The 26,114-nt window shown below is 68.5% G+C and carries 25 protein-coding genes; 13 read left to right on the top strand and 12 right to left on the bottom strand.

What is annotated here, in order from left to right; translation table 11 throughout:
* The first annotated feature begins 55 nt into the window (after positions 1-55).
* A complete protein-coding gene (locus ACWGCN_RS24625; RefSeq protein ID WP_378995259.1) occupies positions 56-550 on the top strand; it encodes a DUF3830 family protein in 495 nt (164 codons plus the stop codon).
* 67 nt (positions 551-617) lie between these two features.
* Here the strand turns inward: ACWGCN_RS24625 and ACWGCN_RS24620 are convergent, their stop codons facing one another.
* Both ACWGCN_RS24620 and ACWGCN_RS24615 read right to left on the bottom strand, forming a co-directional pair.
* Positions 618-2,012 (bottom strand): amidase, encoded by a 1,395-nt coding sequence (locus ACWGCN_RS24620; protein ID WP_378995257.1) that lies wholly within the window; start codon positions 2,010-2,012, stop codon positions 618-620.
* Between the two features lie 12 nt (positions 2,013-2,024).
* Positions 2,025-2,990 carry a D-2-hydroxyacid dehydrogenase gene (locus ACWGCN_RS24615; RefSeq protein WP_378995255.1) on the bottom strand — a complete coding sequence of 322 codons (966 nt, stop codon included), beginning with the start codon at positions 2,988-2,990 and terminating at the stop codon, positions 2,025-2,027.
* A gap of 86 nt (positions 2,991-3,076) precedes the next feature.
* Here ACWGCN_RS24615 and ACWGCN_RS24610 point away from each other — a divergent pair, with 86 nt between their 5' ends.
* The 4 genes from ACWGCN_RS24610 to ACWGCN_RS24595 all read left to right on the top strand — a co-directional run bounded on the left by ACWGCN_RS24610 (position 3,077) and on the right by ACWGCN_RS24595 (position 6,204).
* Entirely contained in the window at positions 3,077-3,817 is a 741-nt protein-coding gene (locus tag ACWGCN_RS24610; protein ID WP_379325394.1) for a maleate cis-trans isomerase family protein, read from the top strand.
* A 10-nt stretch (positions 3,818-3,827) separates the two neighbouring features.
* Positions 3,828-4,559: a maleate cis-trans isomerase family protein gene (locus ACWGCN_RS24605; protein ID WP_452449505.1), complete on the top strand. Its 732-nt coding sequence runs from the start codon at positions 3,828-3,830 to the stop codon at positions 4,557-4,559.
* Positions 4,546-5,202 carry a GntR family transcriptional regulator gene (locus ACWGCN_RS24600; RefSeq protein ID WP_378995249.1) on the top strand — a complete coding sequence of 219 codons (657 nt, stop codon included), beginning with the start codon at positions 4,546-4,548 and terminating at the stop codon, positions 5,200-5,202. Before ACWGCN_RS24605 ends, ACWGCN_RS24600 begins: the two co-directional genes overlap by 14 nt.
* Positions 5,203-5,349: 147 nt before the next feature.
* Entirely contained in the window at positions 5,350-6,204 is an 855-nt protein-coding gene (locus ACWGCN_RS24595; RefSeq protein ID WP_452460303.1) for an isocitrate lyase/PEP mutase family protein, read from the top strand.
* Positions 6,205-6,229: 25 nt separating this feature from the next.
* On the opposite strand, the gene ACWGCN_RS24590 is transcribed toward ACWGCN_RS24595, so the two are convergent.
* Together ACWGCN_RS24590 and ACWGCN_RS24585 are read right to left on the bottom strand one after the other, a co-directional pair.
* Complete coding sequence (locus ACWGCN_RS24590) at positions 6,230-6,856, bottom strand: DUF305 domain-containing protein (protein ID WP_452460302.1); 627 nt, start codon at positions 6,854-6,856, stop codon at positions 6,230-6,232.
* Positions 6,853-8,502 carry an LVIVD repeat-containing protein gene (locus ACWGCN_RS24585; protein WP_452460301.1) on the bottom strand — a complete coding sequence of 550 codons (1,650 nt, stop codon included), beginning with the start codon at positions 8,500-8,502 and terminating at the stop codon, positions 6,853-6,855. The genes ACWGCN_RS24590 and ACWGCN_RS24585 overlap by 4 nt, the downstream gene beginning before the upstream one ends.
* A 229-nt stretch (positions 8,503-8,731) precedes the next feature.
* Here ACWGCN_RS24585 and ACWGCN_RS24580 point away from each other — a divergent pair, with 229 nt between their 5' ends.
* Complete coding sequence (locus tag ACWGCN_RS24580) at positions 8,732-10,474, top strand: BCCT family transporter (RefSeq protein ID WP_378995238.1); 1,743 nt, start codon at positions 8,732-8,734, stop codon at positions 10,472-10,474.
* Here ACWGCN_RS24580 and ACWGCN_RS24575 read toward each other — a convergent pair.
* The 6 genes from ACWGCN_RS24575 to ACWGCN_RS24550 form a co-directional block, all read right to left on the bottom strand.
* Complete coding sequence (locus ACWGCN_RS24575) at positions 10,471-11,391, bottom strand: 3-methyladenine DNA glycosylase (protein WP_452529110.1); 921 nt, start codon at positions 11,389-11,391, stop codon at positions 10,471-10,473. The genes ACWGCN_RS24580 and ACWGCN_RS24575 overlap by 4 nt on opposite strands.
* Before the next feature lie 147 nt (positions 11,392-11,538).
* The gene (locus tag ACWGCN_RS24570) at positions 11,539-12,618 is read right to left on the bottom strand and encodes a phosphotransferase family protein (protein ID WP_378995234.1); all 1,080 of its coding nucleotides are present in this window, start codon (positions 12,616-12,618) and stop codon (positions 11,539-11,541) included.
* Complete coding sequence (locus tag ACWGCN_RS24565) at positions 12,615-13,364, bottom strand: SDR family oxidoreductase (protein WP_452460146.1); 750 nt, start codon at positions 13,362-13,364, stop codon at positions 12,615-12,617. The genes ACWGCN_RS24570 and ACWGCN_RS24565 overlap by 4 nt, the downstream gene beginning before the upstream one ends.
* A complete protein-coding gene (locus ACWGCN_RS24560) occupies positions 13,361-14,152 on the bottom strand; it encodes an SDR family NAD(P)-dependent oxidoreductase (protein ID WP_452460147.1) in 792 nt (263 codons plus the stop codon). The genes ACWGCN_RS24565 and ACWGCN_RS24560 overlap by 4 nt, the downstream gene beginning before the upstream one ends.
* Positions 14,153-14,154: 2 nt before the next feature.
* The gene (locus ACWGCN_RS24555) at positions 14,155-15,414 is read right to left on the bottom strand and encodes an acyl-CoA dehydrogenase family protein (RefSeq protein ID WP_378995227.1); all 1,260 of its coding nucleotides are present in this window, start codon (positions 15,412-15,414) and stop codon (positions 14,155-14,157) included.
* A gap of 50 nt (positions 15,415-15,464) precedes the next feature.
* Positions 15,465-16,451: an SMP-30/gluconolactonase/LRE family protein gene (locus ACWGCN_RS24550; RefSeq protein WP_452529108.1), complete on the bottom strand. Its 987-nt coding sequence runs from the start codon at positions 16,449-16,451 to the stop codon at positions 15,465-15,467.
* 137 nt (positions 16,452-16,588) lie between these two features.
* Here ACWGCN_RS24550 and ACWGCN_RS24545 point away from each other — a divergent pair, with 137 nt between their 5' ends.
* Complete coding sequence (locus ACWGCN_RS24545) at positions 16,589-17,782, top strand: PucR family transcriptional regulator (protein WP_452460156.1); 1,194 nt, start codon at positions 16,589-16,591, stop codon at positions 17,780-17,782.
* A 153-nt stretch (positions 17,783-17,935) separates the two neighbouring features.
* Here ACWGCN_RS24545 and ACWGCN_RS24540 read toward each other — a convergent pair whose 3' ends face one another.
* Positions 17,936-18,586: a TetR family transcriptional regulator gene (locus tag ACWGCN_RS24540; protein WP_452460149.1), complete on the bottom strand. Its 651-nt coding sequence runs from the start codon at positions 18,584-18,586 to the stop codon at positions 17,936-17,938.
* Positions 18,587-18,708: 122 nt separating this feature from the next.
* Between ACWGCN_RS24540 and ACWGCN_RS24535 the strand changes: the two genes are divergently transcribed.
* The 3 genes from ACWGCN_RS24535 to ACWGCN_RS24525 all read left to right on the top strand — a co-directional run bounded on the left by ACWGCN_RS24535 (position 18,709) and on the right by ACWGCN_RS24525 (position 22,297).
* On the top strand, positions 18,709-19,497 hold the full coding sequence (locus ACWGCN_RS24535) for an SDR family oxidoreductase (protein WP_379318348.1): 789 nt from the start codon (positions 18,709-18,711) through the stop codon (positions 19,495-19,497).
* Positions 19,498-19,522: 25 nt separating this feature from the next.
* Positions 19,523-20,587 (top strand): NAD(P)H-dependent amine dehydrogenase family protein, encoded by a 1,065-nt coding sequence (locus ACWGCN_RS24530; RefSeq protein ID WP_452460150.1) that lies wholly within the window; start codon positions 19,523-19,525, stop codon positions 20,585-20,587.
* A 72-nt stretch (positions 20,588-20,659) separates the two neighbouring features.
* A complete protein-coding gene (locus ACWGCN_RS24525; RefSeq protein WP_452460151.1) occupies positions 20,660-22,297 on the top strand; it encodes an FAD-binding protein in 1,638 nt (545 codons plus the stop codon).
* A gap of 21 nt (positions 22,298-22,318) precedes the next feature.
* On the opposite strand, the gene ACWGCN_RS24520 is transcribed toward ACWGCN_RS24525, so the two are convergent.
* Positions 22,319-23,293, bottom strand: coding sequence for an alpha/beta hydrolase (locus ACWGCN_RS24520; RefSeq protein WP_452460152.1), 975 nt, complete (start codon positions 23,291-23,293; stop codon positions 22,319-22,321).
* A 107-nt stretch (positions 23,294-23,400) separates the two neighbouring features.
* Here ACWGCN_RS24520 and ACWGCN_RS24515 point away from each other — a divergent pair, with 107 nt between their 5' ends.
* Genes ACWGCN_RS24515 through ACWGCN_RS24505 form a run of 3 tightly spaced genes read left to right on the top strand, consistent with a single transcriptional unit; the run spans position 23,401 to position 26,069 of the window.
* Positions 23,401-24,252, top strand: a complete 852-nt coding sequence (locus ACWGCN_RS24515) for an SDR family oxidoreductase (RefSeq protein WP_378995211.1) — start codon at positions 23,401-23,403, stop codon at positions 24,250-24,252.
* Positions 24,249-25,358 (top strand): hypothetical protein, encoded by a 1,110-nt coding sequence (locus tag ACWGCN_RS24510; protein ID WP_452460154.1) that lies wholly within the window; start codon positions 24,249-24,251, stop codon positions 25,356-25,358. Before ACWGCN_RS24515 ends, ACWGCN_RS24510 begins: the two co-directional genes overlap by 4 nt.
* Before the next feature lie 42 nt (positions 25,359-25,400).
* Positions 25,401-26,069, top strand: coding sequence for a TetR/AcrR family transcriptional regulator (locus tag ACWGCN_RS24505; protein ID WP_378995206.1), 669 nt, complete (start codon positions 25,401-25,403; stop codon positions 26,067-26,069).
* The last annotated feature ends 45 nt before the right edge of the window (positions 26,070-26,114 follow it).

Raw genomic sequence — 26,114 nt, 5'->3', positions numbered from 1 at the left:
CGCACCACAACCGGGACAATCCCGAAATCCCGCACCGCACAGGAAGCAGGAGCCGATGGCCCGCTACATGAGCATCACCCTCACCGAAGCCGGCGTCACCTGCCGCGCGCGCCTGCTCGACGACGAGGCTCCGCGCACGTGTGCCGCCGTCTGGGCTGCGCTCCCGCAGGAGGGCGACGCCTTCCACGCCAAATACGCCCGCAACGAGGTCTACGCGCTGGTGCCCCGCATCACCGCGGCCCCGCATCGCGAAAACCCCACCGTCACACCGATTCCCGGCGACGTCTGCCTCTTCGACTTCGAACCGTGGGAAATCGGCAACCCCGCCTACGGCTACGAACCGGGCTCCGCCGCCCATCACGCCCAGGGCGCCACCGACCTCGCCCTGTTCTACGGCCGCAACAATCTCCTGATCAACGGCGACCTCGGCTGGGTTCCCGGCAGCGTCTTCGCCACCATCGAGGACGGTCTCGCGGACTTGGCGGCCGCCTGCAACGGGTTGTGGTTGCGCGGTGTCGAGGGTGAGACGCTGGCTTTCGCCCGCGCCTGACAGAGCGACCGCTCCGACGCCGTCGAATCCCTCGGCGGCGTCGAAAGAGGTGAGCGCCCTAGATATTTCAGGAGTTCAGCACGAACTCGGCGTGCCTGGCCACCGCGAGGATCAAGTCATCGGAGTGCCGGGGTCCCACGATCTGCAAGCCCACCGGCATTCCGGTGCGAGTCGTGCCGACCGGGATGCTGATGGCGGGCTGCTGCGTCATATTGAACGGGTAGGTGAACGGGGTCCAGTCCGGCCAGCCGCGCAGTCCGCTGCCAGGCGGCACATCGTGTCCGGCCTCGAACGCGGTGATCGGCATGGTCGGGGTGATCAGCACGTCGTAGGCGGTGTGGAAGGTGCCCATCGTGATACCGACTTCCGCCGCGACATGGCGGGCGTCGAGATAGTCCACGGCGCTGACAGCTTCGCCGCGAGCCCAGACCGCGCCCAAGCCGGGATCCACCTTCGCCCGGGACCCGGCCGGGAACTTCGACAGCATGGTCGCCGCACCCGCCGCCCACAGGGTTTCGAAGGCTTCGCGCGGGTCGGCGAATCCGGGATCGACCGCATCGATGGTCAGATCGGCCTCGGCCAACCGCTGCACCGCCCTCTCGACGATCTCGGCCACCTCCGGATCCACCTGTGCGTACCCGAGCGTGGCGGAATAGCCTACCGACAGCCCGCGCACATCCCGCTGAATCTGACTGCGGAAGGTTGTCAAGGTGGGGGCCAGCGCCGTCGGGTCCCGCGGATCCGGCAGCGAGAGGATATCCATCAGCAGCGCCGCGTCCTCGACGGTGCGCGTCATCGGCCCGGCATGGGCGAGGGGCCCGAACGGGCTGGCCGGGTAGAGCGGCACCCGCCCGTGCGTCGGTTTGAAGCCGACGATCCCGCAGAACGAGGCCGGAATACGGATGCTGCCGCCACCGTCGGTGCCCACCGACACCGGCGTCATCCCACCCGCCACCGCCGCCGCGCTGCCACCGGACGATCCGCCCGCGGTCGTCGCGGGATCGGCGGGATTGCGGGTGACGCCGGTGAGCGGACTGTCGGTGACGCCCTTCCAGGCGATCTCCGGGGTGGTCGTCTTGCCGACGAACACCATCCCGTCCTCGCGCAGCCGAGCGGCGACCGGGCTGTCCACCAGCCACGGCCCGCCCGCGTCGACGCAGGTGGAACCACGCAGGGTCGGCCAGCCTTCGGTCAGGAAGATGTCCTTGATGGAAATCGGCACGCCGTCGAGTAACCCGCGCGGATGGCCCGACTGCCAGCGCGCCTCGGAGTCCTTCGCCTGCACCAGCGCCCGGTCCGGATCGACCAGGCAGAACGCGTTGAGCGCGCCGTCGCGGGCCGCGATGACATCCAGGCAGGCTTGCGCTGCCTCGACGGGGGACAGCTGCCCGGCCGCATAGGCCGAGACCAGCTGAACCGCCGTCATCACGGTGGGATCGGTGGGGAGATCGGGCTGCGTCATGGCGGGGCTCCTTCAGCCGGGCACGTACCCGAGCGTCTTGTCGACAACGTTGTCCAGCGGCAGTCCGGCTGCCCACCTGCCGAAATTGTCGGTGAATGCGCGGACGATCTCGGTGCGCCAGCCGTGGAAATCACCCGAATTGTGTGGCGTGAGCACCACGTTCGGTAGATCCCAGAGCGGATGGTCCGCGGGCAGCGGTTCCGGATCCACCACGTCCAGTGCGGCCGCGGCGATCGAACCGTTGCCGAGCGCGGCTACGAGATCGTCGGTAACCACTGATTCCCCGCGCCCGACATTGACAAACCTGGCATGCGGTTTCATGGCCGCGAACGCGGCGGCATCGAACATGTGCCGGGTCTGCGCGGTGAGCGGCGCGATCGCGATCACGTAGTCCGCGCCGGGCAGTTCGGCGTGCAGGTCGTCGCTGATGGTGCCGAAATCCGGGTCGCCGGAGCGGGCGCGGCGCCCGACCCCGCGCACCGTCATACCCGCGGCGCGCAGCAATCGCGCGGTGGTGCGGCCGATCGAGCCGGTCCCGACGATCAGTGCCGTGGTCCCGGCCACGCGTTCGGATTCGCGGTGCCGCCACTCGTGCCGCTGCTGCAACCGGATCGAGCCGGGCAGGTCCTTGGCGAACGAGATGATCTGTCCGAGGACGTATTCGGCGATGGCCGTATCGAAGACATTGCGGGTGTTGGTGACCACCACCTCGGACGCGCGCAGCTCCGGGAACATCACCGGGTCCACGCCCACACCGCCCATGTGCAGCCAGCGCAGGCGATCGGCGCTGGGCCACGCACCGGGAACGGCGCGAGTCTGGAAGTCGTAGACGAACAGCACATCGGCGCCGTGTAGCGCGTCGGCGAGCCCGTCGGCCTCGGTGTAGCGGACGTCGGCGCGCTCGGCAACGGGGGCCATGAGGTCCGATTCGGGCAGGCTGTCACGATGTAGGACGGTGACAATCGGCCCGTTTTCCACATTGACACCGTACGATCAGATCGTATGATTGTCAACAATCCGATCGTGTTCGGAGGTCTGCCCGGCTGAGCGCGAGAGGGGCCGCAGTGGAGTTCAGCTTCCCGGACATCGACGGGCCGGTAGCCCAACGAGGTATCGGCGTGATCGCGCCGTTCGACCTGGCCCTCGAACGGGAACTGTGGCGGTGGGCGCCCCTCGAGGTGAGTCTGCACCTGGCCCGCACACCCTATGAACCGGTGCCGGTATCCCTGGCGATGGCCGAACTCGTGTCCAATCCGCTGCATCTCACGGCGGCCACCCACGACGTGCTGCACGTGGAGCCGGAAGTCGTTGCCTACCTGTGTACTTCGGGCAGTTTCATCAACGGTCTCGCCTACGAACGATCCCTGCGGGAAACGATCTGCCTGGCCGGCGCACCGGATGCGGTGACCACCTCCGGCGCCTTGGTGGAAGCGATCAAGCACCTCAACATCACCCGGATGTCGGTGATCACCCCGTACGACGAGATCCTCACCGGCAAACTGCACGACTTCCTCGACGAAGCGGGCTGCGCCACGATCAAGTCCGATCACCTCGGGCTCGGCGGCGGCATCTGGAAGGTCAACTACCGCACCATCGCCGAACGGATACTCGGCGCCGACGACCCCCGCTCGGAAGCGATCTTCGTCAGCTGTACCAACCTGCCGACCTACGACGTGATCGAGCCACTCGAACAGGCACTCGGCAAACCCGTCCTCACCGCCAATCAACTGACCATGTGGGCCTGCCTCGGCCGGATGAAACTCCCGATGATGGGCCCAGGTAAATGGCTCGTCAATGTCTTCTGAACGGAGCGAGATGCATACGCCGACCATCGGATTCATCTACCCCGACCACGCCGCCGAGGACGACTACCCGCGTGCCGCGGCCCTGCTCGGCGCCGCGTTGCCGGTGGCCCACATCTACGGCACCGACCTGCACGCCGTTCCCGAACTGCTCGATCTGGGCAGCCCGGAGAAGCTGAGCCACGGCGCTTCGTTGCTCGCGGCCGAGGACCCCGCCGCCGTGGTCTGGGCGTGCACCTCGGGCAGTTTCGTCTACGGGCCACAGGGCGCGCGCGGTCAGGTCGACAGCTTGGCCGAGGCGGCGGGAGTGCCTGCCTCCAGTACGAGTTTCGCGTTCGTCGAAGCGGCGCGGGCGCTCGGTGTGCGGCGCGTGGCCGTGGTCGCGAGCTACCCCGAGGAGGTGGCACGGTTGTTCGTCGACTTCCTCGCCGACGCGGGCATCGACGTGGTGTCGATGTCGAGCGCCGGGATCGACACCGCCGCGGAGGTCGGCACCCTCACTCCCGACCAGGTCCTGACCCTGGCCGTCACCAACGACCACCCCGACGCCCAGGCACTGCTCATCCCGGATACGGCCATGCATACTCTCGAGGTGCTTCCGAAACTCGAGGCCGCGCTCGGCAAGCCGGTGCTGACGGCGAACCAGGTCACCATCTGGGAAGGTCTGCGGCTGGCCGGGGTCACCGCGGTCGCTCCCGAGCTGGGCGCGTTGTTCGCGGAGGGGAGTCGCCATGTCGATCATTGATTTCGAACCGGTCAATCAGCAGTCCACCGCGGAGATGATCGCCGACCGCCTGCGCGAGGCGATCATGCGCGGTGCGCTGGCACCCGGCGCCCAGCTCGGGGAAGCCGACCTGGCAACCAGTTTCGGTGTCTCCCGCGGACCCGTGCGCGAGGCCATGCAACGTCTCGTGCAAGAGGGCCTGCTGTTCAGCATCCGCAACCGCGGCATCTTCGTCATCGAACTCACCACCGACGACGTCATCGACATCTACCGCGCCCGCACCGCCCTGGAAGGCGGCGCGCTCGACCTCATCCTCGACGGCCGCCGCGACATCGCCTACGCCGCACTGCGACCCAGCGTCACCGCCATGCGGCGCACCGCCGAGGCCGGCGATGCCGCCGGTGTCTCCGACGCCGACCAGGCCTTCCACGAAGCGCTCGTCACCGCCGCCGACAGCCCCCGCCTCGTCCGCGCCGCCCGGACCCTGCTCATCGAAACCCGCATGTGCCTGGGCGCCCTCCAAACCACCTACCCCGACCTGCGCGAACAAGCCGGCGAACACGTCGAACTCCACGAAGCGATCGGCTCGGGTGCACCCGAGCGGGCCCGCGCCCTGCTCGTAGAGCACATGGACGACGCGGTCCGGCGCTTGCGCGACCGCTAGCTGCCGCGGCTCGGGGGAGGGCATCACGGTGTCCGTCCGCAGCCGCAGCCGCAGTGCGCCGAGAGTGAGCGGGCGACGTGCGAGGTGATCGTGCGCGACGGGCACAATGGACCCGTACGATCACCTCGACTCCCCGCAGGAGCTCTCGTGGACAGCGAACAGCGCACACGCGCACAGGCTTTCGTCGATCTGCACCGCGAAGGCTGCTTCCTGCTGCCGAATGCCTGGGATGCGGGGAGTGCGCGAATTCTGGAGTCGGTGGGATTTCCCGCGATCGCGACCACCAGCGCGGGGGTCGCTTTCTCGTTCGGTCGCCCCGACCACGACTTCTTCACCGAGCACGGTGCGCACGGTCGCGTCGATCGTTCGACGATGATGGGGCGGATCCACGAGATCACCACCGCCGTGCGGGTGCCCGTCAGCGCCGATCTCGAGGAGGGGTACGGGCCGGACGCCCAGGAGGTGGCGACCACCCTCTCCCTCGCCATCGACGCCGGTGCGGCGGGCGGCAACATCGAGGACTTCACCGGCGACCGCACCACCCCGCTGTTCGACGAGGTGCACGCGGTGGATCGGGTCCGGGCGGCGCGCGCGGCGGTGGCCGCCAGTGGTGTGCCGTTCGTGCTCGTCGGCCGGACCGACGCGCTGCTGGTGGACGCCGGTCTCGACGAGGCGATCCGGCGCGCCAACTCCTACCTCGCCGCGGGCGCGGACTGCGCCTTCGTTCCCGGGGCGGCCGACGCCGCCACGATCGCCACGCTCGTCGAGGCGATCGACGGACCGCTCAACGTCGTCATGGGCCTGACCGGTGGCGGCCTGTCGATGGCCGAACTCGCCGACCTCGGTGTCCGCCGGGTCACCGTCGGCGGCAGCATCGCCCGACTGCTCTACCGCCACCTCCTCGACGCGGCCACCGAGCTCTCCGAGCACGGCACTTTCACCTACGGCGACACCCAACTCACCCAGACGGCGCTCAACGCCCACTTCACCGCCCGCACCTGACGGGCGAGCTCGCTCGGGGGCCTCATCAGGAAGTAGGCCGGGCGCCTCGCAGGTCGAGGAGCATGCCGAGGTACCCCATTTCCTGGCTTTGGGATTGGGCCATCGCGCGGGCGGCCTGCTTCACCGGACCCGAGGTGAGCAGGGTGTCGGCGGCGCGGGCCATCGTGACGCCGCCCGCGTGATGGCGGTACATCAGTTGCAGGAACAGGGTTTCGGCGTCGGCCGCACGGGCCCCCGCGAGGGTGTCGAGGTCGGCGATGGTGGCCATACCGGGCATCGTGGTCGGCGCGGCGGTCGAGTGGTGGTGGGTTCCCGCCATCCAGGTCATCGGGACATCGGCCGTGGGTGCGGCGCCGGCCAGCTGGGTCCAGCCGAGCAAGGTGCCGATCTCCACCCGCTGAGTGTCGGCGATCTGGTCGGCCAGCCTGCGCACGGTGGGATCCGCGGCCGGGTCGAGGCGCTCGGTGAGGATCAGCGCCTGCTGATGGTGCGCGGTCATGTCCTGGACGAAGCCCAGTTCCGTCGTGGTGAGAACCGGTGCGGGTGTGGCCGTCTCGGTGACGAACAGCGGTCGCAGGGCCGCGCCGAGCGCCAGCAGGAACAGGACAGCGGCCGCCGCGAACGCCACGCGGATCACCCGGTTCACGGTCACGACCCGACCGTGGACTGCTGGTTCGCGGGCGGTGTGTACACCTCGTTGTCGAGCTGCAACACCATGAACCCGTTGTCGGAACAGGTGACATACAGCTGATCGCCACGCCACTCCGGCGGGGACAGGCACCAGTCCGTGGACAGGTCGCCGAACGCGATATCGCCTGCCCGAGCGGTCAGCACCTGCGCGGGATCGAACAACCCCTCGGCCATCGACCGCAGTGCCGCCGGGGCGCTCATCACCGGGATGCCGATGATCGAGGCCAGGGCGTGGGGCGAGTTCCAGATCTCGAGATTGCGTCCGGTGCGGGCAGGCGGGTTGAAGTAGGCGATCTCGCGGATGTCGCCGGGATCGCGGACGTCGAACACCCGGATACCGGAGGAGATCCAGCCGCAGGCCAGGGCGGTCGGGTTGTCGGGACGGTCGGCGGTGCAGTAGTGCGATTCGTAGGAGAACGCCGAACCGCCCATCGAGGAACCGATGCCCGCGTCGATATTGTCGGGCAGGTTGATCTCGAGTTTGATCTTCGCGGTGATCCTGGGCGCGCTGTCGTCGGACACGTCGATGAGTTTCACGCCACCGGAGCCGCCCTCGTCGACCGTGAACAGATGGGGCACACCGTCATAGGTCACGGGCACGCTGTGCTGGGTGGCCCAGCCGTCGGTCCAGAATGTGCGGCCGAGGTGGGGGACAAGTGGATTCGGGTCGCGGCGTTGCACCGCGCTCACGTCGAGCACGGTGAATCCGCCCAGGGCGGAGATGTAGAGCCGGTTTCCGTCGGGACTCACCCCGAGCCCGTGTGCCTCGATCCCCGTCAGCCCCTGCCAGATCACCCGGGGATTCGCTGGGTCGGTGAGGTCGATCGCACTGAGAAAACCGGGGACCAGGCCCGATGCCCAATAGGTGCGTCCGTCGGGGGAGAAGCCGCCCTCGTGTGTCGTGATCGGCAGCGGCATCAGCAGATTCGAGCCGGTTCCGGGATTGAGTAGCCGGGGATGCGCGCAATCGGAGATGTCGTACACCGACAGGTATCCGGCTCCGATGCCGACCGGCACACCCGTTCCGACGAGCAGTTTGCGAGCCGTGTTGACCTTCAACGTCTCCCAGGTGCCTGCCAGCATGGCGGGTTCGGCGAGGGTCGCGGTCAGCCGCGGATTCGCCGGATCGGAGACATCGAGGACCTGGACGCCGGGGTGCTCGCTGAGCATGTTGCCGGGGAAGAACGTGCCCATGTAGGCGCAGTGCTCGAAACTGGTGGAGGTGATGCCCGCTCCGCGCCCGGCGTAGCCCCCGACCATCGACATGTTGCAGCGATAGCCTTGGGTGCTGCGCCCGCTGTCCCGGTCACCGGCGGGCACGTCGCCCTGCAATCCGGACTCCGGCAGTGATCCGGGCCCACAGTCGGCCCGCGGCACCGCCGTTCGGCCCACATCGAGGAATTCCTGCACCGCGCCCGTCAGGTCGGCGCCGAAATCGGCCGACGCACCGGACGGCAGGCCGACGGCCACGAGTGCGGTGATCGCGGCCGCCGCCACAGCACGCAGCAGCGAATGTCGTCGGCTGTTCGGCGGTGCCGCGCCGGAATCGCCCGGCGGGTTCGCGGACCCGGCTTCGGGTCGTGTGTCGGTGTGCGGACGTGATGGCATCGTTGCCCTCCCGAATCAATGATGCGGACAACACAACTGGCTCAGACAGTTGTGCCGCATCACGAATAGTAAGGCGATCGAATGGTTGCCGAAGGGTGTTTCGGGGAACAGGGTGTGGGGCGGGCTCGCGCTTACCTCGGGTCGCCGCCCATACGCTGTACGGTTGCTCTGCACGACCAGCGCGTCTGAAAAGGCGGGGAGTTTCCGCGATCGGAGAGGACTCGGACCCATGTCGAACGATGTCGTAGGAAGTTCCGGCACCGCACCGCCGCCGGGCGGATCGGTAGCCGATGGGTCGCCGGGCAAGCCCAGGCTGGATCTGCTCATCTTCTGCGCCACCGCGATCGGCGCACTCGCCTTCGTCGCCTGGGGTGTCCTCGACGACGAGAGCCTCGCCTCCGCGGCGAGTACCGCTCAGAAATGGGTCATCACCAATACCGGCTGGTTGTTCGTGCTCACCGCCACCGCGTTCGTGGTGTTCGTGATCTGGCTGGCGGTCAGCCGCTACGGCCGGATCCCGCTGGGCGCCGACGACGAGAAACCCGAATTCCGCACCGTGTCGTGGATCGCGATGATGTTCAGCGCGGGCATGGGCATCGGTCTGATGTTCTGGGGTGTGGCGGAACCGTTGTCGCACTTCGTGAACCCCCCGCCGCATACCGCCGAGCCCGGATCACCGGCCGCCGCGGAAGTCGCCATGGCCACCACACTGTTCCACTGGACACTGCACCCGTGGGCGATCTACGCCGTCGCGGGCCTGGCCATCGCCTACGGCACGTTCCGAAAAGGCCGCTCGCAGTTGATCTCCTCGGTGTTCCGGCCGCTGCTGGGCCGGCACGCCGACGGGATCGGCGGCCGGGCGATCGACATGATGGCGATCTTCGCGACCCTGTTCGGCTCGGCGGCGTCACTCGGTCTCGGCGCGTTGCAGATCGGCGCGGGCATGGAGTTCAACGGCTGGATCGACGGCATCGGAAAGATCGGTCTGGTGGCGATCATCGCGGGCCTGTCCGTGGCCTTCGTGCTGTCGGCGGTCTCGGGTGTCGAACGCGGCATCCAGTGGCTGTCCAACATCAATATGGTGCTGGCCCTTGCCATCGCGGCGTTCGTGTTCATCGCGGGCCCCACGCTGTTCGTACTCAATATCCTGCCCACCTCGATCGGCGACTACATCGAGAGCCTGCCGACCATGGCCTCACGCACCGGCGCCGGCGACGACGCGATGCAGACATGGCTGTCGAGCTGGACCATCTTCTACTGGGCCTGGTGGATCTCGTGGACGCCGTTCGTCGGCATGTTCATCGCGCGGATCAGCCGCGGCCGCACCATCCGTCAGTTCGTGACCGGCGTGCTGCTGGTGCCGAGCGTGGTGAGTCTGCTGTGGTTCGCGATCTTCGGTGGCGCGGGCATCGCCGAACAGGCCGAACACGGCGACCTCACCGAACCGGACGGCTCGGTCGATTCGAACTTCGCGCTGTTCCACCTGCTGGACCAGTATCCGATCACCTCGGTGACCACGGTGGTGGTGATGATCCTCGTCGCGATCTTCTTCGTCTCCGGTGCCGACGCGGCCTCCATCGTGATGGGCACACTGTCCGAACGCGGCAGCATCGAACCGTCGAAGTGGGTCGTCATCTTCTGGGGCGCGGCCACCGGCGCGGTCGCCGCGATCATGCTGGTGATCGCCGATTCCGACAACCTCGGCGGCGCTCTGACCGGCCTCCAGGCATTGACCACCGTGGTGTCGCTGCCGTTCCTGGTGGTGATGGTGGCGATGTGTGTGTCGTTGTACAAGGACCTGCGCGACGACCCGCTGATCCTGCGCATGGATCGCGGCATCGAGTTGGTCGAGGTCGCCGTCGACCAGGGCACCGAGCTGCACGAGGGTGACTTCGCCCTCGTCACCGAGGCCTCGCCGGACAAGGTCGACGTCGCCGACGATCCCCCCGTCGCCGGTACCGAACGAGGCTAGTCCGCGGTGTCGATCCTGGCCTGCGCCGACGACAAGTCGGCGCAGGCCAGCCGCAGGCGGTCCCGCAGTGCGTCAGCGGATTCGGCGATCGCCGCCTGGGATCGGACGTACTCCGCGCGTCCGGCCGGTGTTTCGATGCGCACCGGCTCGTAGCCGAAGCCCGACAGATCGTAGGGGCTGGCCCGCATGTCGAGTTCCCGTGCGGTGCAAGCGAGTTCGAAGCAATCGAGCAGCAGGTCCGAGGAGATCAGCGGCGCGAGCTTGAATCCCCACTTGTAGAGATCCATATTCGCGTGCAAACACCCCGGCTGCTCCCGCTGCACCTGGTCCGCGCGGGTGAGCGGTTCGGCATTGCGCCCCACCGCCTCCGGCGTGAAGAACCGGAACGCGTCGAAGTGCGTGCACCGCAACGACATCGACTCCACCACCGCATCCGTCCCCGCGTGTCCCAGACGCAGCGGAACCTGCTGATGCCGCACGTCGTCGGTGCGATAGACCATCGCCCATTCGTGCAGCCCGAAACACGACAACTGCGCCGGACGGCGCGCGGTAGCGGTGAGCAGGCCGGACACGAACCCGATCGTGTCGCGCCGCTTGGCGAGGTAGGCCGGGTCGGCCGTGAACACTCCGTGCTCATCCGGATGCTCGGCATACCCCCGCGCACCCCTGTAGTCGCCCGCCGCACGCAGCCCGATCCCGAACCCCGGATGCCACCGACGCAGCTGTGAAGGCTTATGGCCGTAGTAGGTGAAAAGGAAATCGATGACCGGATGGGTGGTCCCCGCCGCCCGCCGCTCCAGATACGGCCCGACCAACCGATCGAGCCGGTCACGATGTGCGCGCGCGGCGGCCCGCCACTCGACCGCCGGTAATACCCGCAAGTCGAGAGCGTGGTCGAGGTCGCCGTCCGTGCTCACCTGGACATTCTCCCGCACCGGCTTTCCCCGGCGAATTCGCCCTGAATCAGATCTCGGGGCGCGACCCCGGCCGGACTACGCATCTTCTGGGTTGCTCGAACGATCCGGGGACTTCCGCATCCGACGAGATCTGTGGTCCCGACGCGCCTATTTGTCGCGCCGGATGACGGCGCGGCAGCGCCGTTCCAGGAGCAGGACGGCCAGGCCGAAGGAGCGGAAGGCCGGATTGGTGGTCTGGCGGTGATAGTAGCGGTAGTAGATCTGCTGGCAGATCACCGCCAGACGGAACAGGCCGAAGACTTCGTAGAAGGCCCACTCGCGGTCGGTGAGACCGATGCCGGTACGGCGACAATAGTATTCGACCACTTCGTCGCGGGTCAGCATGCCCCGAACGTGGGTGGGCTGGCGCCGGAAGAACTTGAAGGCGAGGTTGTCGTCGGCCTGGACCCAATAGGCCAGGGCGCCGCCGAGATCCATCAGCGGGTCGCCGATGGTGGCCATCTCCCAGTCGAGCAACCCGATCGGACGGGTGGGATCGGCGGGATCGAGCACGATGTTGTCGAAGCGGAAGTCGTTGTGGATCAGCACCGATGCGCGATCGGGCGGTTGGTTGGCGGCCAGCCACGCCATCACGGATTCGAACGAGCCGACAGTGCGGGTGCGGGCGCGGCGATAGCGGTCGGACCAGCCCGACACCTGCCGGGTGATGTATCCGGGGCCCTTGGACATCCAGTTCAGCCCTGCGGCGGTGGGGTCGATGGTGTGCAGGTCGACGAGCACGTCGAGCACATTGGTGCACAGTGCGTGCACCCGCGATGCTGTCCAGGAGGGGTCGGGCGGGAGTTCCTTCCGGGGGATGAGTCCGTCGAGACGTTCCATCAGGTAGAACGGCGAGCCGAGCACACTGTCGTCCTCGCACAACGCCACTGTCGGCGGCGCGTAGTCGAACACCGGGCCGAGGGCGGTTTGCACGCGGTACTCGCGAGCCATGTCGTGTGCGCCCTCGGCGCGGTGTCCGCCGGGCGGTCTGCGCAGGATCAGATCACACTCGGGGTACTGCACGAGGTAGGTGAGATTGGAAGCGCCGCCGCAGAATTGGCGCACCTGTGCGATGCCGGTCAGTGATTCGCCTGTTTCGGCGCGTAGCCATTCCGTCAGGGCGGCGACATCGAAAGCGTCCTCGGTGCGGACGGCACGGGCATCGGCGGGGGAGGAGGACTCGGTCACGTCAGCCGCCGCAGCAGGGACACGGGGAGCAGCTTCACCACGACCGACAGCGGAACCCATGGCCAGGCCGGGACGTAGGCGACGGGTTTGCGTGCTTGGATCGCGCGGACCATCGCGGCGACGCCGGGCTCGGTGTCGACCAGGAAGGTGGTGCGACCTTCCTTGCCGTCGGTCATCTCCGACCGGATGTAGCCGGGGCAGATCAGGGAGATATCCACGCCGGGAATGCGTTCCGAGCGCAACCCTTCGGCGAGCGAGGCGACCCCCGCCTTGCTCGCGGCATAGGTGGTCATCGACCGGCGCATGCCGCGCAACGCGGAGAACGAGGAGATGAGGACCAGGTGGCCACGGCCCTGCGCGCGGAACACCGCCAGGGCGTGTTCGCTCTGCGAGAGCGCGCCGACGAAATTGGTGAGGGCGGTGCGCCGGTTGGCCGCGTGCCCACCGGTGCCCAATGGGGCCCCGTGGCCGAGGCCCGCGTTGACCACGACCCGGTCGAGGCCGCCGAATTCGGCCCGGAACTTCTCGAACACGGTCTGCACGGCGGCATCGTCGGTGACGTCGAGCGCGGCGGTGCGCACGACGATGCCGGGGTGGGCGGCGAGGAGTTCGTCGCGCAGCGTGTCGAGGCGGTCGGCCCGGCGGGCGCAGAGCCCGAGATCGTAACCGCGCTCGGCGAATTGGCGGGCCATCTCGGCGCCGAGGCCGGAGCTGGCGCCGGTGATGACGATGGTGCCGGTGCTCATCGGGAGGTCTCCTTGTCGTCGGCGGTCGCGATGCGACGGCCCATGGCGGTCAGTTGCCGGTCGTAGAGCGGGCGCAGCAGTCGTTTCGTCCAGAAGGCCACGCGCCCGGATCGGTCGGTGAGGACGAGGAAGCGGCGCGCGTCGATACCGGCCAGCGCGGCTTCGGCGATGTCGTCGGCGTCGGCCTCGGCGCCGTCGATCAGGCGACGGGCGACTTCGGTCATCAGGGGATCGGCGTTGCCGAGCGAAGACGCCAGATCGGTGCGGAAGAACGACGGGCACACCACCGAGACGTCGATGCCGTGCGGCGCGAGTTCGTAGCGCAGGCTCTCGCTGAGTGCGACGACGGCCGCTTTGGCGGCGGTGTAGGGCGCCATGGCCGGTGGGTGGACGAGTCCCGCCATCGAGGCGATATTGACCAGGTGACCGCCGCCCTGCGCTTCGAACATCGGGGTGAAGGTCCGGCACCCGGTCGCCACGCCGAGGACATCGACGGTCATGACCCGGGCCCATTCCTCGGCGGGCACCCGGTCGATGCGCCCGCCCGCGGCGATACCCGCGTTGTTGACCAGGATGTCGAGGCCGCCCATGGTGGCCTGCACGGTGTCGCGGGCCCGGTCCCAGTCCTGCTCGGACGTGATGTCCGCGCGCAGATACGAGGCACCCGGCGGGACCACGGCGTCGTCGGCGAGATCGGTGACCACGACGCGGTCACCGCGGGCGGCGAAGCGCCGCGCCAGCGCGGCTCCGAGACCGGATGCGCCACCGGTGATGAGCACTCTGGACATGGTTACCGCCCCTGCCCGTACTCGGCGAGCTCGAGCCGTCCGACCATGTCCAGATGCACCTCGTCGGGACCGTCGGCCAGGCGGATCGCCCGGGCGGTCGTCCAGGCCGCCGACAGCGGCACATCGTCGGAAAGTCCCGCACCACCGTGGATCTGCATGGCGAAGTCGATGACGTCCTGCGCCATCGACGGCACGTGCGCCTTGATCTGGCTGATCTCGCTGAGCGCGCCGAACGCACCGACGGTATCGAGCTTCCATGCCGCGTGCAGGACGAGCAGGCGCGCGGCATCGATCGCGATCCGCGCCCGGGCGATGCGTTCCCGGTTGCCGCCGAGCCGGGCCAGTGGCTTGCCGAACGCGGTCCGCGTCGTCGCGCGTTCGCAGGCCGCGGCGAGCGCGGCCTCGGCCAGGCCGATCAGCCGCATGCAGTGATGGACGCGGCCGGGACCCAAACGGCCCTGGGCGATCTCGAACGCTCGGCCGGGACCGAGGACGATGTTCGCGGCGGGCACACGCACGTCGGTGAACGACACCTCACCGTGCCCGAACGGCTCGTCGTAGCGGCCCATCGCGGGCAGCATCCGTTCGATCTTCACGCCCGGAGTGCGGACAGGTACGAGCACCATCGTGTGCCGACGGTGTTTCTCGGCCTCGGGATAGGTCAGGCCCATGAAGAGGACGACCGCGCAGTCACGATGGCCGATACCGGTGGTCCACCATTTGCGGCCGTTCACGACGACGTCGTCGCCGTCGAGGACGGCGGTGGCCGCCATCGTGGTGGCGTCCGAGGAGGCGACGCCGGGTTCGGTCATCCCGAAGGCAGACCGAATGCTGCCGTCGAGCAGCGGTTCGAGCCACCGCTCCCGCTGCGCGGCGTCGCCGTAGTGGAGCAGCACCTCCATGTTCCCGGAATCCGGTGCGTTGCAGTTGAAGACGTGCGGCGCCAGGAACGAGCGCCCGGTCTCCTCGGCGATCGGCGCGTAGTCGACATTGGTGAGGCCGGTGCCGCCGTCGGTCCCGAAGCGCGCGGCGTACCGGCCTGCATGGGCGGCGGGCAGGAACAGATTCCACAGACCCGCCGCGCGGGCCTTGGCGCGCAGCTCGCCGAGCACGGGCAGGGGATCCCACGGGTCGGCGCCGGTCTCGCGCAGCGCGGCCACGCTGCGGTGATAGTCCGCCTCGATCGGGGTGATCTCCTCGGCGATGAAGCCGCGTACTCGGCCGACCAGGTCGGTGGCGCGGGTACTGGGAGCGAAGTCCATGTCTCTGCTTTCGGTGAAAGGGGAACGGCGGCGGGGGATCCCGCTGGAATTCAGGAGGGTCGGTGGGTGAGACCGAGGGCGGATTCGTCCAGGCTGCCCAGCACGAGCGTGCCGTTCGCCTCGGCCACGCCGGTGACCATCGCGTAGTCCGCGCCGTCGCGCTGCAGGTCGTGGACGATGGTCCCGGCGTGATCGACCGCGATCACCCAGGCAGTACGGGCGGGGCGTGGCCTGAGCCGATCGGGTACCCGCCACAACAGTTTTCGCGCGAGGGTCGGTGCGGGCAGCAGGCGATCGAGCAGGGGATTACGCGGTGCGGCCAGCGTGACCCAGATCAGTCCGTCGGAGCCGAGGGCGATGTTGTCGGGGAAGCCGGGCAGATTCTCGATCAGCACCTCGCGAGTACCGGCTTTCGGGCCGCGCACCCAGTAGCGGTTGAGCCGGTAGGCCGCCGTCTCGGCGACGATCAGCGACGCCCGATCGGGTGCGAAGGCGATGCCGTTGGCGTACTGGAGGTTGTCCAGCAGGGTGGCGGTCGTCCCGTCGGGGGAATGCCGGAACAGGCGGCCGGTCCCGGAATGCTCGAGCAGGTCGCCCATCCACAGCTCCAGCGGCCAACGGCGCGAAGACGCGGTGAAATAGACGGTGCCGTCGCGCGGATCCCCGACGACATTGCTGGCCATGTTCAGCGGGCCGTCGTCGACGGCACCCACCAGGACCTCGATCTCGGTACCGGTCCAGCGCAGCAGGCCGCGGTGCGCGTCGCAGATGAGCAGTGACCCATCGCCGACCGCGCAGAGCCCCAGCGGGCGGCCACCGGTGTTCGCGACCACCTCGACGCCCTCGGTGGCGATGTCGACCCGCAGGATCCGGCCGTCGGCGATGCCGGTGTAGACGAGACCGTCGGCGCCGAGAACCACATCCTCGGGGCCGGCGCCGGGGAGTTCGATCCGCCGGACCGGGGGCATCGGTGGCGTACTTCGGCGCTGCCCGGCGCGGGGAGTCACCGTCGGCGGTGACCACCGAACGGGCGCCATCCCAGGTGCGGACCGAACACCGACGACCATGCGTGCCTCCCAGCGATCGAGCGCCGCCCGCTGCCGCGCTCTCTGTGCACATGCCATTCTTGGGTCCAGTCAGCGGCGTTGAAATAGGCGAGGAAACCGAGTTGACTGTGCATATGCACACCAGCGAGCCGGTGCCCGCGCTGGCGCTGGGACCGCACCGGCGCAAGATCGCGGCGCGCATCGCCGCGATGATCGCGGAGGTCGATCCCGCACTCAACGAGATGGCCGCGGACCTGACGCGGCTGTACCGCGACAACATCCCGGTCTACGACCAGGTCGACGCGGCCTCGATCGAGACCAACACCCGTGCCGTGTTGCGCATCGTCGTGGCGCAACTGGGCGACGAAGGAGCCGCGCACGCGGGGTTCGACGAGCTCACCACCCTGGCGAGAACCTGGGCAGACCAGCAGATCCCCCTGGATCTGGTGGCGCACAGCCTGCAGATCGGCGCGCGCCGGATCTTCGAGCTGATCCGTCGCCGCGCCGCCGCGCACGGGGTGCCTGCCGCCGAGATCGACGAGATGCAGGACCTCACCTGGGAATGGGCGACCGCGTCCGCCACCGCCGTGCACCGGGTGCTGCGGGAGCGGGCAGTAGCCGGGGCCGCGCGGCGCGCCGACTTTCTGCGCAGCCTTGTCGACGGCACGGTAGCGCCCGCTGTGCTGCGCGCCGAGGCGCGCGATCACCGGCTCGATCCCGAGCATCGGTACCGGATCGCCTGCGCCGCGTGGAACGGTACCGCCGCGGCGACGGACCTGCTCGCCGCGTTGCGAGCGCGGGGTTCGACGGCGAAGCTCCCGGTCGTCGACACGGTCGTGGATCAGCATCTGGTCGCCCTGCTGCCGCGGACTCCGGACGCGTTGCCGGAGGGCAGCGTGGTCGCGGTCGGCTCCGCGGTATTGCTCGGTGATGCCACGGCGTCGTACCGGCAAGCGCGGCGCGCGTTCGATCTCGCGGTGCGGCACGGCAGGAGCGGCCTGGTCGATCTCGGATCGCTGGGCCCGCTGCCGCTGCTCGGAGAGGCCGAGGGCACCGCGCGACTGCTCGCGGACAAGCATCTCGCGCCGCTGCGACGCCATGCTGGGGCCGAGGAGATACTCGGCACGGTCGAGACCTACCTCGACTGCGATCAACGCGTCGACGACACGGCGGCCAGGCTGTACCTGCACCGCAATACCGTCCGCAATCGGCTCACGCGCTTCGCCGACCTCACCGGCCTCGATCTGGGCCGGACCGACGACCTCATCGTCGCCTGGTGGCTCCTGCACCGCGATTCGGACTCGCCTCCGCCGTCGCGCTGACCGGCGATGCGTTCGGGATCGCGCCGAGGTGCCGCGGTCGCCACCCGACGGCAGCGGTAGCCACCGGTGAACAGCACAACTGCTGGGCCGACGCTGTCAGGTGCCGGTGTGGAACGCCCGCCGGTGTCTGTCCGGCGAGTCGAGCGGGTGACGTCAGCTCACCCGGGCGTCGTGCGTCAGCACACCACCGGTGCTGACGGGGGCGGCGAGTGATCCGGCTAGCATGTCGATGATCTCTGCCCACACCTGTGTATCCGTGGCCCGTGCATCCCCTGCTTCGGCCGCACGTTCGTGATCGGCCAGGAGTGCGAAAAGCATGGTGGTCAGCGCCCGTAGCCGCCGAACCCGCAATCGTGGTGGCAAGGCGCTGAGCTCGCGGTCGAGGCCCTGCATGATGACGCGCACCGACGTGCGCTCCGCGCTGTCGAGATTGGTCGCATCCGAGATCGACGGGTGGGGTTGGATCTGTTCGAGAAAACGGGCGTAGTGGTGAATTCCGTGCCGCTCGCCGAGCTCGAACATCGGCACCACCAAGGCTTCGAGCAATCCGTGCAAGCCTGGTGGCCGACCCGAGCCTGCTTGTTCGGCGAGCAATTCCAGCCGCCGCACTTCCAATGTCGCCAGCCGGAACTCGACCACCGCCGCGATGAGCCCGTCGCGGGACCCGAAGTGATATTGGATCACTGAATTGTTTCGCTGACCCGCGGCAGCGGCGATATCGCGCAGCGGTACCGACCGTCCGTGCTCGGCGATCAGACGCTCCGCCGCGACGATGAGGCGTTCCCGCGCTGCTGTTGCTGCCACAGATCGAACAGTAGCCGTTCATCAACAGGATTGAGAAGTACTCATTGACAGTTAAGCGAAATCTCTTAAAGATGCAGTGTGACCGCAGCCACATGCGGCCATCTCAGAGAGGAGCTTGCACCATGATCCTGGATGCCTTCCGGCTCGACGGTCGCGTTGCCATCGTCACCGGAGCGGGCCGCGGTATAGGCGCGGCCACCGCGCTCGCGCTCGCCGAAGCCGGTGCCGACGTCGCCATCGCCGCCCGCACCACCGAACAGCTCGACGAGGTCGCCGGGAAGATCCGTGCCCTGGGCCGCCGTGCTGTGACCGTGACGGCGGATCTCGCCGACCTGGCCGCGGTGAAGGCCTTCGCCGACACCGCCGCCGCCGAACTGGGCCGTATCGACATCGTGGTCAACAATGTCGGCGGCACCATGCCCAATACCTTCATGACCACCTCCCCGGAGTTCCTGGAGGAGGCGTTCCGCTTCAATGTGTCCACCGCGCACGCGCTCACCCAGGCCGCGGTACCGCACCTGCTGGAGTCGGACAACGCCTCGGTGGTCAGCATCTCCTCGATGATGGGCCGCACCGCGGGCCGTGGCTTCCTCGCCTACGGCACCGCCAAAGCCGCTCTCGCGCACTGGACCAGGCTGGCCGCCACCGATCTGTCTCCACGTATTCGCGTCAATGCCATCGCGGTGGGGTCGGTACTCACCTCCGCGTTGGATGTCGTTGCGAGTCAACCCGAGATCAAGGCCACGATGGAAGCCGCGACCCCGCTGGGTCGGCTCGGCGAGCCCTGGGAAATCGCGGCGGCCATCGTCTACCTCAGTTCACGCGCGGGCGGCTATGTCACCGGCAAGATTCTCGAGGTCGACGGCGGCATCGAAAGCCCCAATTTCGAACTCGGCCTGCCCGACCTGTGATCCACTCCCGCGCAAAGGATCTGACATGACCTACCGTGTAATCCAATGGAGCACCGGAAACGTCGGTGCGCGAGCGCTGCGTTCCATCATCGCCCGGCCCGAACTGGAGCTCGTCGGCGTGTGGGTGTCGAGCTCGGCCAAAGCCGGGAAGGACGCGGGCGAGCTCGCCGGGCTGTCCGTCGACACCGGCATCACCGCCACCACCGATGCCGACGCCCTGCTGGCCCTGAAACCCGACTGCATCGTGCACACCGCGATGGCCGACGACCGGCTGATGGAATCGGTCGAGGACCTGAAACGGTTCCTGCGCGCCGGCATCAATGTGGTCTCCAGCAGCCCTGTCTTCCTGCAATACCCGTACGGCACCCTGCCCGACGAAGCGATCGCCCCGATCGTCGCGGCCGCCGAGGAGGGCGGTGCGTCCCTGTGGGTCAACGGCATCGACCCGGGCTGGGCCAACGACTGGCTGCCGCTGCTGCTCTCCAGTGGCTCCGAACGGATCGACCGCATCATCTGCTCGGAGATCATGGACTACTCCACCTATGACAATCCCAAGGTCGTCTTCGACATCATGGGATTCGGCAGTGACCTCGATGCCCTGCCCATGCTGCTGCAACCCGGCGTCCTCACCCTTGCCTGGGGCAGCGTCATCCGGCAGCTCGCCGCCGCGCTCGACATCGAACTCGATTCGGTCACACAACATTTCGACCGGTTGCCGGCCACCGGTGATCTCACCGTCGGCGACCGCACCATCGCCGCGGGTACGGCCGCCGCGCTGCGCTTCCAAGTCCACGGCATCCGCGCCGACCGCGAGGTGCTGACTCTCGAGCACGTCACCCGTCTGCACCCCGACCTGGCTCCCGATTGGCCACAGCCGACCGGAAAGGGTGGCTACCGCGTCGAAATCCAGGGCGAACCGGACTACCGGCTGGACCTGCAGCTCACCAGCGACGGTGACCACGCTCTCGCCGGTGTGGTCGGCACCGCTGCCCGCCTGGTCAGTGCCGTCTCGGCCGTGGTCGAGGCCCGCCCCGGTCTGCTCACCGCCACCGATCTGCCCCTCACCACCGGCCGTGGACTGATGTCCTGACGGCCCGCTGTCCCGCGACTCGACTGGTGCCGAAAATCTAGAACACGTTATAGTTCGGCTGATCGGGCGACGATGCGGTCGGCCCGTGCTCGGAAGGGTGGACAAGTGCGGGCCTGGGATGACGCAGCCGATGTCGTGGTCGTCGGATACGGCGGAGCGGGAGCGGCCGCGGCGCTGGCCGCGCGGGAATCCGGCGCCGAAGTGCTGGCCGTCGACCGGTATCTGGGTGGCGGCGCTACGGCACTGTCGGGTGGCATCGTGTACGCGGGTGGCGGCACCTGGGTGCAACGCGACGCGGGCATCGACGACGACGTCGACACCATGCTCGCGTACCTGCAGGCCGAGGTCGGTGACGCCGTGAGCGCCGCGACGCTGCGCCGATTCTGCGAAGAATCCCCGGCGATGATCGACTGGCTGACCGGGCACGGCGTGCCCTTCCAGCCCTCGGTGTGCCCGTACAAGACGTCCTATCCGACCGATGACTACTACCTGTACTACTCGGGCAGCGAGAACTCCGGCGGTTACCGCGATCTCGCGAAACCACGTCAACGCGGTCACCGCACGCACGGTCCCGGCGTCTCGGGCAAGGCGCTGTTCGGGCCGCTGGCGGCGTCGGCGGCCGAGCACGGCGTTCGCGTCCGGACCGGAACCAGGGCGACTCGGCTCGTTGTCGAGGACGGGCGCGTGACGGGCATCGAGGCGCTCACGATCGCCGACGCGCCCGCGGCGGTACGGCGACGATTCGCCGCGCTCGCCCGGATCTCGGCGAAACCCGGTGTGTATCACCAGGGTTTGCGCCGGGCGGTGGAAAAGCTGCTGGCCCGGATCGAGCGCAGATACGGTGTGCCGGTCCGGATCCAGGCGAGATCCGGCGTGGTGCTCACCACGGGTGGGTTCATCGCGAACGGGGAGATGGTCGCACGGCACGCCCCCGCGTATCCGTGGTCGCAGGGACTGCCGCTGGGGAGCGCCGGTGACGACGGCAGCGGCATCACCATGGCGCTCGACATCGGTGCGGCGAGCGGCAAGATGGACGCGCTGTCGACCTGGCGGTTCATCGCGCCGCCCAGCGCCTTCTTCGGAGCGATCGCGGTGAATGCCCTGGGCGAGCGCATGATCGACGAGTCTCGCTACGGCGCGGCCCTCGGCGCGGCCATCGCCGCCAGTCCGGGTCATCGCGCGTGGCTGCTCGTCGACGCGGAGCTGGAGGCCGAGGCTCGCGGTCAGATCGGTACCCAGTCGGTGTGGTTCCAGCGAATGCAGACCGAGCGTTTGCTGCGGATCGGGCGCGTCTCGGGGAACACCGTCGAGGAGGTGGCCGCACGCGCCGGTATCGACCGGTCCGCCCTGCGTGCGACCCTCGACGCGCACAACCGTGCCATCGAGGACAACCGCCCCGATCCGCTGGGCAAGCCCGACGACATCCGCCGCCCGCTGCGCACCGGACCGTTCGCCCTGCTGGATATCTCGTTCAAGGCGCGGCTCACCTACCCGATGCCGATGCTCACCCTCGGCGGCCTGCTGGTGGACGAGGACACCGGCGCCGTGCGTCTCGAGAGCGGGGGAGTAGTGCCGGGACTGTTCGCCGCGGGGCGCGCCGCGGTCGGGGTCTGTTCGAACTCCTACATCAGTGGCCTCTCGCTGGCCGACTGCATCTTCTCGGGGCGGCGGGCGGGCACCCACAGCGCCCGGCCGCTGCTCCCTCGATGAGCACCCGCCGACGCCGGCTGATCAGGCGGGCATCCGATCCGGCGGGCCGCTCGCTCGCTCGATCCCGGTGACGAACGCGCTGACCTCGGCCAAGGCGGCGACTGCTTCGGGGACGGCCAGATAGCCGGCCTGGAAGACGTGGACTTGGCCGGGCCAGATCTGCAGGTCACAGCGCACGCCGACGCGGCGGGCGGTTGCCGCGAGGTGTTCGGCGTCGGCCTGCAAGACCTCGAGCCCGCCGACCTGGATGAGCATCGGCGCAAAGCCGGGGACGATCCCCGCCGCGACGTCCAGGCGAGGATCGGCGAGGTCTGACCCCGCCACGTACATGCCGACCAGCCGGTTGCCGGTGGTGGCCGAGGCGTACGGGTCGCGTATGCCCGGTTCCTTCGTCGCGGCCAGCCCGAAGGTGGGGTCGGCCACCGGCGAGAACAACACCAGCCCGGACGGTTGTGGAAGTCCGCGCCGGGCCAGCTCGCCGGCCAGGGCCAGTGCCAGATGCCCGCCCGCGGAGTCTCCGGCGACGACGATGTCGGCGGGTCGATGCCCGCGGGCGAGTAACCAGAGGTACCCACGCAGCGCGTCCTCGTGTGCCGCGGGAAACGGGTCCTCGGGCGCGAGCCGGTACCGTGCGGCGAACACGGGGCGTCCGCTCGCGCGACCCACCCGCCCGACCAGGCCGCGGTGGGTGCCCGGCGAACAGGAGAAGTACGCACTGCCGTGCAGGTAGTAGACGACCGGCTCGTGTGGCTCGGGTACTGCGTTCACCCATTCGCCGCGGACCGCGAATTCGTTGTCCGCGTGTTCGTGGACGGGAAAACGCGCCACCGTCCAGGACGGCATGACCAGGCGCAACCCGTGCATTGCCGCGCGTCCGATACGGACGCCGGCGCGAGTGGCGGGAAGCCGCGAGCCCAGTCGGCGCACTGTCAGCAGCATGACCGCCGCCACGATTCGGCTGGCGCGCGACGGTGTCGCGCTGAGATTTCGATCCATGCCGTGCATCATCTCGGGAAACAGGTCAACTGACAAGAACTCATGTCAAAACGCGCGATTGTCCTGTACTTTGTTGACATGACTTCATGTCAAAATTGGGACAGGCAATGAAAGGGCAGGTCATCGCGGTGACCGGCGGTGCGCGTGGGATCGGGAGGGAGATCGCCGCGCAGCTCGCCCGCGCGGGCGAGCGCGTCGCGATCGGCGACATCGACGAATCGGCGGCCCGCGCCACCGCGACGGAACTGGGTGCGCAGGTGCGGGGCTTCGGTGTCGATGTCGCCGACCGGGATTCGTTCGCGGCGTTCCTCGCCGCCGTCGAGCAGGTGTGGGGACCGCTCGATGTGCTCGTCAACAACGCCGGGGTGATGTGGGTCGGCCCGTTCGATCGGGAACCCGAGGCGGCGCGGCGACGACAGTTCGACGTGAACGTGCACGGCGTCATCAACGGGGTGACCCTCGCCGCACCGGCCATGCGTGCGCGAGGCGCCGGGCACATCGTCACCGTGGCCTCCGCCGCGTCGAAGCTCGCCCCGCCCGGTGAGTCCTCCTACGCCGCGACCAAGCACGCCGTCTTCGGCTACCTGAGCGGGGTCCGCGCGGAACTGCGCGGCAGCGGGGTCGAACTCTCGGTGATCATGCCGACCGTCGTGGACACCGAATTGGCGACCGGCACCGCCACCGGCGCGGTGGCACTGCTCCAGCCCGCCGACGTTGCCCGCGCCGTCCTCCGGACGATCGAACGCCCGCGATTCGAGGTGACAGTCCCCCGCTACATCGGAGCGCTGCTGCGCGCGGTGAACGTGCTCCCGGCCGCCCTGCGCGACCGTGTCCTGCTCGGCATGGTCCCGGATCAGGTTGCCGCCGTTCATGATTCATCGAGCCGGGCCGACTATGAACACAAGGTCTGTGGCCCCACCGAACCTCCACCCACGCCGACGACAGGAAACCGGACATGACCACAACCGACGCTCTCGGCGACATCCGGCCGATACCGGAGTTCGCCGGTGTCCACGACGTGTGGCCGCGCGGCGACCGGCTCGAGGCGGTGCGCGAAGGCGCGCGCCGCTACCGCGAGCGGTTCCTCCGGCAGGGGCAGGTGCGTGCGGTCAAGAGCTTCGACATCGCCGCCGCCCCGTATCCGCAGCGATTCGCGTTCCAGGGCTATTCGATCGGCCCCAACCCGATGATCTCGATCATCAACCGGATGTTCGTGGTCCAGTTCGAGGGATTCGACGGCACGCTCCGAACGCTGGTCTGGGAGCCCACCGTCGCGGCCGGATCGGGCAAGGCCCCGTTCTACGCGAAACTACAGAAGCTCTCGCGCACGCTGCGCGCGGAGTCGCTGTTCGTCAAGTACTACAACGATCCCGAGGCGGTGCTGCCCCGGCTGGGCCTGCGCAACGAGGATGTCGACTACGTCAGCTTCGACCATCTGCACGTGCAGGACATCCGCATGATCATGGGCAGCGACGTGCCGATCGACGGAGAGTCCGGCCCGCGTGACCCGCTGTTCCCGAACGCGCGGATGCTCGTGCAGCGCACCGAACTCGGCACGCTGGAATCGGTGCACCCGATGCAGTGGGCATGGTACGTCGACGGCGGTATGGACGGCGTCCCCGCCGAGCGGCTGCAAATCCTCGACGGTGACGTCGAGTTGGGTGTCGGGGTGAGCCTGCTGTGGACACCCGGGCACACCGACGGGAACCACTCGCTGTGCGTGAACACGCCCGACGGTGTGTGGGTGTCCTCGGAGAACGGGATGGCCGCCGACAGCTGGCAACCGGAACTGTCCAGGATTCCCGGGGTCCGGCAGCAGGCGCAGTTCTACGGCCGCGAAGTCGTCCTCAACGCGAACACTCTCGAAGACTCGCTGGATCAATACGATTCCATGGTCAAGGAGAAGACCATGGCTTCCCGGTCACCGCGCGATCCGCGCTGGCTGCAAGTCATCGCCTCCTCGGAATGCGCGAACTGGAAGCGGCAGTGGCCGGTCGTGCCGACTTTCACCCACGGCGGACTCGACTACGGGACGATCGCGATCCCACCGCGGGCCGATGACTAGGATGGAGACCTTCTAGATCAGGTAGCCGGATGCGGGAGGACAGTGACCGAGACCGACGCTCCGTCCGGGAACCGAGCTCCGTCGCGCCGCTACGGTGGGCGGGACAAGGAGAGTCGAAGCGCTGAGCGTCGAGACGCTCTCCTCGCGGCCGGCCTGGAACTGTTCGGCACCATCGGCTATCCGGCGTCCTCGGTGAAGAAGATCTGCGACCGCGCGGGTTTGACCGAGCGGTACTTCTACGAGTCCTTCACTCATCGTGAGGCACTGCTGCGCGCGGTCTACGACGGTCAGATCGACCAGGTCCGCGCCGCGACCTTGGCGGCGCTCGCGGGTGCCGAACCCGATCTGGCTCCCCAGGCACACGCCAGTGTCGACGCCTTCGTTCGGACCGTGGCCGCGGACCCGCGCCGCGCCCGGGTCATCTTCATCGAGGTCGTGGGAGTCAGCGCGGAGCTCGAGGTGCACCGGCGCGCGGTCATGCACGAATTCGCCCAGCTGATCGCCGGTTTCGCCGACGCCTACTTCCATGTTCCCGCCACCGATCGCTTGGCGATCGCGGCAATGCTGTTCGCCGGCGGGATGACCGAGCTGATGGTGGACTGGACGCTGGCCGACGCACCCTTGCCGCTCGACGAACTGATCGACGTCGCCGTGAGCATTCTGATCCACGGCCTCGGGACGCTGGATCGCCGACCCGGCGACCAGGTGTAGCCGGGTCGGCGATCCGCCAGGCCCCTCGGCACACGAAAACGGCCC

This window comes from Nocardia sp. NPDC055050 (assembly GCF_053608345.1).
This window is presented reverse-complemented; position numbering and strand designations above follow the sequence as displayed.